Genomic DNA, 5,559 nt, shown 5'->3' on the forward strand with positions numbered 1-5,559 from the left:
ACACTAAAACTTGTGGAAGTCAGGTCAGACCACACGAGATAGCCCAACCAGGCACACGCGGCCACCAATGCCACCACGACCAGGGCGCTCACGATGCGAGCGGTGCTCCTCCGCGGGGCGTCCGTGCCCTCGACGGGATCGTCGTCCACCGTGGAGGTGTCCTCCGGGGCCCTGTCCTCCGGGGCCCTGTCCTCCGGGACGTCGCCGTCCGTGGTCGCCTCAGCCGCCATCGCGCAGTCCTTCCATCATGGTCGCCCAGTACGCGGCGATCTCTCTGCCGGTCGGGATGAGCACCGGGTCGACCGCCATGTCCGGGCCGATCCTGGTGCCGGGTTCGGTCGCACCCGCCAGCCCCTCGTCGTTCGGCCGGGGAGCCGCCCGCGATCCCCGTTGCTCCAGGTCCTCGCCCGGCGGGCAGTACAACCGCAGGTCCGGTTCACGCGGGGAGTGGTCGACGATGTCCCGGGGTTCGTACGGGTAGACGCACACCGGCCCCTGGGTGGCGACCAGCTGGAAGTCCGCGCGCCCGTCACGCACGGTCCCCGCCAGGGCCCGCAGTCCCCGCTCGCCCTGCGTGAGGCCGGCCTCCCAGGCGGGTCCCCGATCGCGGAACACGGGTGTGACGACGAGGGTGTTGGCGAGCAGGCCGGCCGCGTCCTCCCGGTTGGCATCGAGGAGCACCTGGGCCCGGAGCATCGACTCGGGTGAGCGGTCGAGCAGGTACACGAGCGTGTCCTCCCGGCGGGACAGCTGCCCGGCGACGTCGCGGGCCACCGAGGCCGAGCCGCTGAGGGGATCCGGGCGCGCCGCCAGCGCGCGTACGGTCACCAGCCCGTCACCGACGAGCCCCCGTAACGTCGGAGCCTGCTCCGACACCACCTCCGCGAGCAGTGCGGTGTCCTCGAGGATCGCGCCCAGCCGCGGGCCGTTGCCCTCGAGCGCGGTGGCCACGCTGTCCCCGAACGAGGCCAGTGACTCCGGGTCCAGCGCCCGCAGCGAGGTGTCGATGTCGGCGATGAGGTGCTCGATCGACGCGGGTTGCTCGTCCTCGGGGACCAGCAACTCATCACCGTCCCCCAGGTAGGGACCGGTGTCACTCGTGGGCCTGACGTCGAGCCGGTTGTCTCCCAGGGCCGTGCTGGTCACCACCCGAGCGTGGGCGCTGACGGGGATCAGGGTCCCGTCGATGATCCTCAGTCGGAGCCGGACCCCGCCGGCCCCGTCGAGAACGGCGTCCTGGACCTCGCCCACGTCCACGCCGCGGTAGGTCACGCGCACCCCGGGCCCGACGCCCCGCGCGTCCTCGACGTGCGCCACCACCCGGAAACCGCTCGCCACATCGGCGTCCTCCCCGATGTACCTGATGCCGTACCCGATGGCCACCACCGAGATGACCGCGAACAGCAGCGCCTGCGTGACGACGTGGCGGTTCACGGCGCACCCCCCACGGGCGGCTGGGCGTCGGGCGGGCCGGTGGCACCGGGTGGCAGCGGTCGACCCGCGCGCACCTCCCCGCCGGTGCCCAGGGCGTCCAGCGAACCGGGAAGGTCGAGCGCGCCGTCGAACATCATGTGGTCACCGCGGACCGCGACGTCGAAGTTCGTGACGAAGCGCTGCAGGGCGTCCAGCGTGGGGGCCACCTCGTCCCCGAAGCCCTCCATGTCCTCGAGCAGGACGGTCAGTGTGCGCAGCGACGGCGTCAGGCGCCCGTCCGTGGCCGAGGTGAACTGCTCGACCTGCACCGTCAGGGCGGTGGTGGTGTCCATGAGTGCGGTGATCGTCTCCCGACTCGCCGCCACCTCCGAGACGAGGTCGGCGGACACCCGCATGCCGCGGTCGATGAGCTCCCGGCGACCGGCGAGCGAGGCGTTGACCCGGTCCAGGGCGAGGACCGTCCGGTCGATCTCGTCGCGGTTCGCCTCGTACAACTCCAGGGCGCGATCACCACGTTCCCGGATGCGCCCGATCTCCTCACCTCGCCCGTCCAGGGCCACGGTGAGCTCCTCCATCACCGAGGCGAGCTGAGCGATCCCACTCCCGTTGAGCAGCAGCCCCAGCGAGGCGAGGCTGGACTCGAGATCCGGCCCGACGCCGGTGTGCGCCCGCGGAACCACCCCCGTGTCCTCGAGCAGTGCACCGGTCGAGGGCGCCTCCGGCGGGGTGAGCGCGATGAACGGGCTGCCGAGGGCGGTGGGCAGGCGGATCTCGGCGAAGACGCCGGCGGGTACGCCGGAGTCGCCCTCGAGGCGGACGCCGATCACGGCCTCGGTTCCATCGGTACCGACGCTGCGGACCCGGCCGACGAGGCGTCCGCCGAAGCGGACCTCCGCTCCGGGGGCGAGCCGGTCGGCGCGCTCGAACCGCATCTCCACGTCCGCCGAGCCCTCCCCGGTCTCCATTCCCAGGGGAACAGACTGGAGTGCGAGTTGCGGGGTGTTCACGGCCACCATCGCCGTACCCCCCAGCAGCGCCACCCCGAGAAGGGTCACGAGTCCGCGCACCGGGTGCGGACGGGTTCCGGTCTCACGCATGGCCCTCATCCACCCCCCGCGACCCGGTCGAACGCGCCGAGGAGGCCGATCGGGTCACGCTGCTCGACCGGGAACATGAGCGGATTGGTCAGTCCCGCGCCCGTGCACAGCGGGAGCGGCTCACGGCGGCAGAGCTCGCGACCACGGGCGAAGTGGGTGATGTTGGACGAGACGTTGAGGCGGATGCGCGCGCGGCCGTCGGGCCCGATACTTGCGGCGAGGTTCTCCATCATCACCGGGTACAGGTCCAGGAACTCGGCGAAGTCCGCGCGGTGGCGTGCGTACAGTGCCGTCACCTCGCGGGTCGCGGTGGTCGTCGCGGTGATGTCGTCCCCGCGCTCGGCGACGATCGCGTCGAGCTCGTCGAGGATCACCCGCAGGTCCTCCACCGGGGCGGCCACGTCGATCCTGTCGTCCCGGAGCTGCCGGCCCAGGTCGTCGAGTCCCAGCACGAGGTCGCGCATGGTCTGGTCGCGACCGCCCGCCGCGTCCATGAGCACCGCGAGCTCGGTGATGATCGCGTCGACGTCCTCTGCCCGGTCCCCGCCGACCGCCGAGACCGTGGACAGGTTCCTGATGGCGCGGCTCAGCGTCTCCCCCCGGCCGTCGAGGGCCTCGGCCCCCCTGTCGAGACCACGTGCCACCTCGTCGGCGCCGGGCGAGAACGCCGCGCTCAGGGTGTCCAGGCTGGAGACGAACTCGTCGAAGTCGAGGGGCGCCCGCGTCCGCTCGGCCGGGATCACCCCGCCCTCCGGGAACGTCGGCCCGCCCACGTAGGCGGGGGTGAGCTCGACGAACCGGTCGGCGATGACGGCCGGGTTCATCACCACAGCGCCCACGTCCGCGGGCAACCGCGTACCGGGATCCAGTGAGAGCCGCACCCGTGCGAACTCCCCCGTCGGCTCGACCTTCTCGACGATCCCCACCTCGACGCCCACGATCCGGACCTGCGAACCGACGTACACGCCCTCGGCGGAGGCGAACTCGGCCGTGATCACGTGGCGACCGCCGTCTCCCCGGACGCCGGAGAGCAGGTAGGCCACCACCAGGACGGCGGCGAGGGCGGTGACGACGATCGCGACGACCCCGGACCGGCTCACACGTCTCAGTTGCATCCGTCCATCACCCCCAGGGCGCAGAGCGCCGAATCCGGGATCGGGCCGGTCGGAGTGGCGACATCCGTCCACGGGCCGTTCCCGGTCGCGTCCGTGACCGCGCGGAGTCCGGGTGGCATCCGGGTGAGGACCTCGTCCATCGCGTCGATGTTCCTCCGGTAGGTCTCGCTGATCGAGCGCATGTTGCCCAGCACGCGGTCCACGTCCTCGGCTTCCTCGTCGAGCAGCACCCGCACCCGGGTCGCGAGATCCTCCAGGGACGACACGAGCGAGCTGAGCGCCTCACGACGCTGGGCGAGCACGGTGACCAGCACGAGTGACTGGTCGGTCAGAGCCCGGATGCTCGCCTCCTGCGAGACGAGGACGCCGGTCAGCTCGCGCGTCGTGGTGACCACCCCGGACATCCGCGCGTCCTCGCGGGCGAGGAGACCCAGGGCCGCGGAGACGTCGTCGATCGACTGACCGGCGGCCCCGGCGTCCTGCGGCAGGATGCTGTCCAGGCTGTCGATCATCGCGCTGACGGCAGTCGTGTCGAGCTCCTCGGCCAGGTCCGTGACCGCTCCCCCGATGTCGTCGATCATGTAGGGCGACGTGGTGCGTTCCACCCCGATCCGCTGGTCCGGGCCGAGGTCCCCGCCACCCGCCGGTGTGACCTCGAGGAACCTGTTCCCGAGGATCGACTTGAGACCGATCGTGGCGGTGCTCGCCTCGCCCAGGACCTGGCCCCGGTCGAGCCGGAACCCCACCACCGCGAGCCCGCGCTCCAACGCAAGGGAATCCACGCGGCCACTGGGCACGCCGGCCACCAGCACCGGGTCCCCCGTTCGTAACCCCCCGGCGTTGGCGAACTCGGCCGCGTAGTGGTGGGTACGCAGGACGTACCAGAGTCGGGGCAGGGCCATGCTCGCCGCGAAGACCGCGATGACCAGCAGGATCGATGCGGCCCCCACGAAGACGGTGTTGCCGCGACGGGCGTGCCTCGGGTCGCGGACGAGGTCGAGCAGACTCTCCCGCACCATGGCGATCGGACTCATCGGCACGCCCCCGAGTTCCGGTAGCCGAACAGGCTGGTCTCCCAGGCGTCCCACTTGACCGTGAAGTTACACATGTAGAGCGCCAGGAAGCCGCCCTTCTGGGCCTGGGCGTTGACCTCCCGGGCGAACAGCGGGGCCTTGCCCATCGCGGTGTCGAACGCCGGGGTGTTGGGGATCCACCCGTCGGTCGTGTGACGAGCGGCGTCCAGGCTCGCGCGCAGATCCGGCTCGGTCTCGCGGAGCATCGAGGCCAGTGTCGCGGTGGCCGCGTCCCCGCGCTCGAGGAGCGCCGCGAGATCGTTCCCGTCGCCGTCCGCGAGCGCCCCGGAGACGGTGTCGAGTCCCCTGACCAGCCGCTGGAGGTCCGCCTCCCGCTCGGTGAGCGTGGTGGTGAGCGCCATGATGTTGTCCGCGAGCCTGGTGTACACGTCCTGCCTGCCGACGATGTCCCGGCTCAGCAGCGCCAGGCGGGCGAGCAGGACGTCCATGGCACCCGGTTCGCCCTGGAACGCGGCGACCACCGTGCGCGAGAGAGTGTTGACCTCGTCCGGCCGCACCGCCTCGAACAGTGGCTTGAACCCGTTGACGAGCGCGGTGAGGTCCACGGGATCGGTGGTGGCCTCCAGCGGGATACGCGTCCCCTCCGGCAGAGGGTCGGCGCCGCCGACGGCCGGTCCGCCGTCCTGTGGGGGATCGAGGGAGAGGTAGCGGATGCCCAGCATGTCCCCGTAGCGGACCGACGCGCGCGCGCCACTCGCGACCGGCGTCGAGCGCTCGACCTCGAAGTCGACGACGGCGATCGTCTCGCCCGGGGGGCCGACCTCCCGCCGGACTCCGAGCACCCTGCCCACGCGGACGCCGGCGACCGTGACCTCGGAG

At 71.8% G+C, this 5,559-nt stretch carries 6 protein-coding genes; all 6 read right to left on the reverse strand.

All coding sequences use genetic code 11. The features are described 5' to 3' along the window. Positions 1-230, reverse strand: a 230-nt coding sequence (locus G6019_RS11305) for a hypothetical protein (RefSeq protein ID WP_206681824.1), incomplete at its 3' end; no start/stop codon positions are given. Then, on the reverse strand, positions 220-1,434 hold the full coding sequence (locus tag G6019_RS11310) for an MlaD family protein (RefSeq protein ID WP_182612750.1): 1,215 nt from the start codon (positions 1,432-1,434) through the stop codon (positions 220-222). The genes G6019_RS11310 and G6019_RS11305, both read right to left, overlap by 11 nt. Next, complete coding sequence (locus G6019_RS11315; RefSeq protein ID WP_182612749.1) at positions 1,431-2,531, reverse strand: MlaD family protein; 1,101 nt, start codon at positions 2,529-2,531, stop codon at positions 1,431-1,433. The genes G6019_RS11310 and G6019_RS11315 overlap by 4 nt, the downstream gene beginning before the upstream one ends. Positions 2,532-2,536: 5 nt before the next feature. Beyond that, positions 2,537-3,646 (reverse strand): MCE family protein, encoded by a 1,110-nt coding sequence (locus G6019_RS11320; protein WP_107757815.1) that lies wholly within the window; start codon positions 3,644-3,646, stop codon positions 2,537-2,539. Beyond that, the gene (locus G6019_RS11325; RefSeq protein ID WP_182612748.1) at positions 3,637-4,680 is read right to left on the reverse strand and encodes an MCE family protein; all 1,044 of its coding nucleotides are present in this window, start codon (positions 4,678-4,680) and stop codon (positions 3,637-3,639) included. Before G6019_RS11325 ends, G6019_RS11320 begins: the two co-directional genes overlap by 10 nt. Continuing rightward, positions 4,677-5,559 (reverse strand): MCE family protein (locus tag G6019_RS11330; RefSeq protein WP_182627608.1); only part of this gene is annotated, 883 nt, incomplete at its 5' end. The genes G6019_RS11325 and G6019_RS11330, both read right to left, overlap by 4 nt.

This window comes from Dietzia sp. DQ12-76, from assembly GCF_014145045.1.
Taxonomy (GTDB): Bacteria; Actinomycetota; Actinomycetes; order Mycobacteriales; family Mycobacteriaceae; genus Dietzia.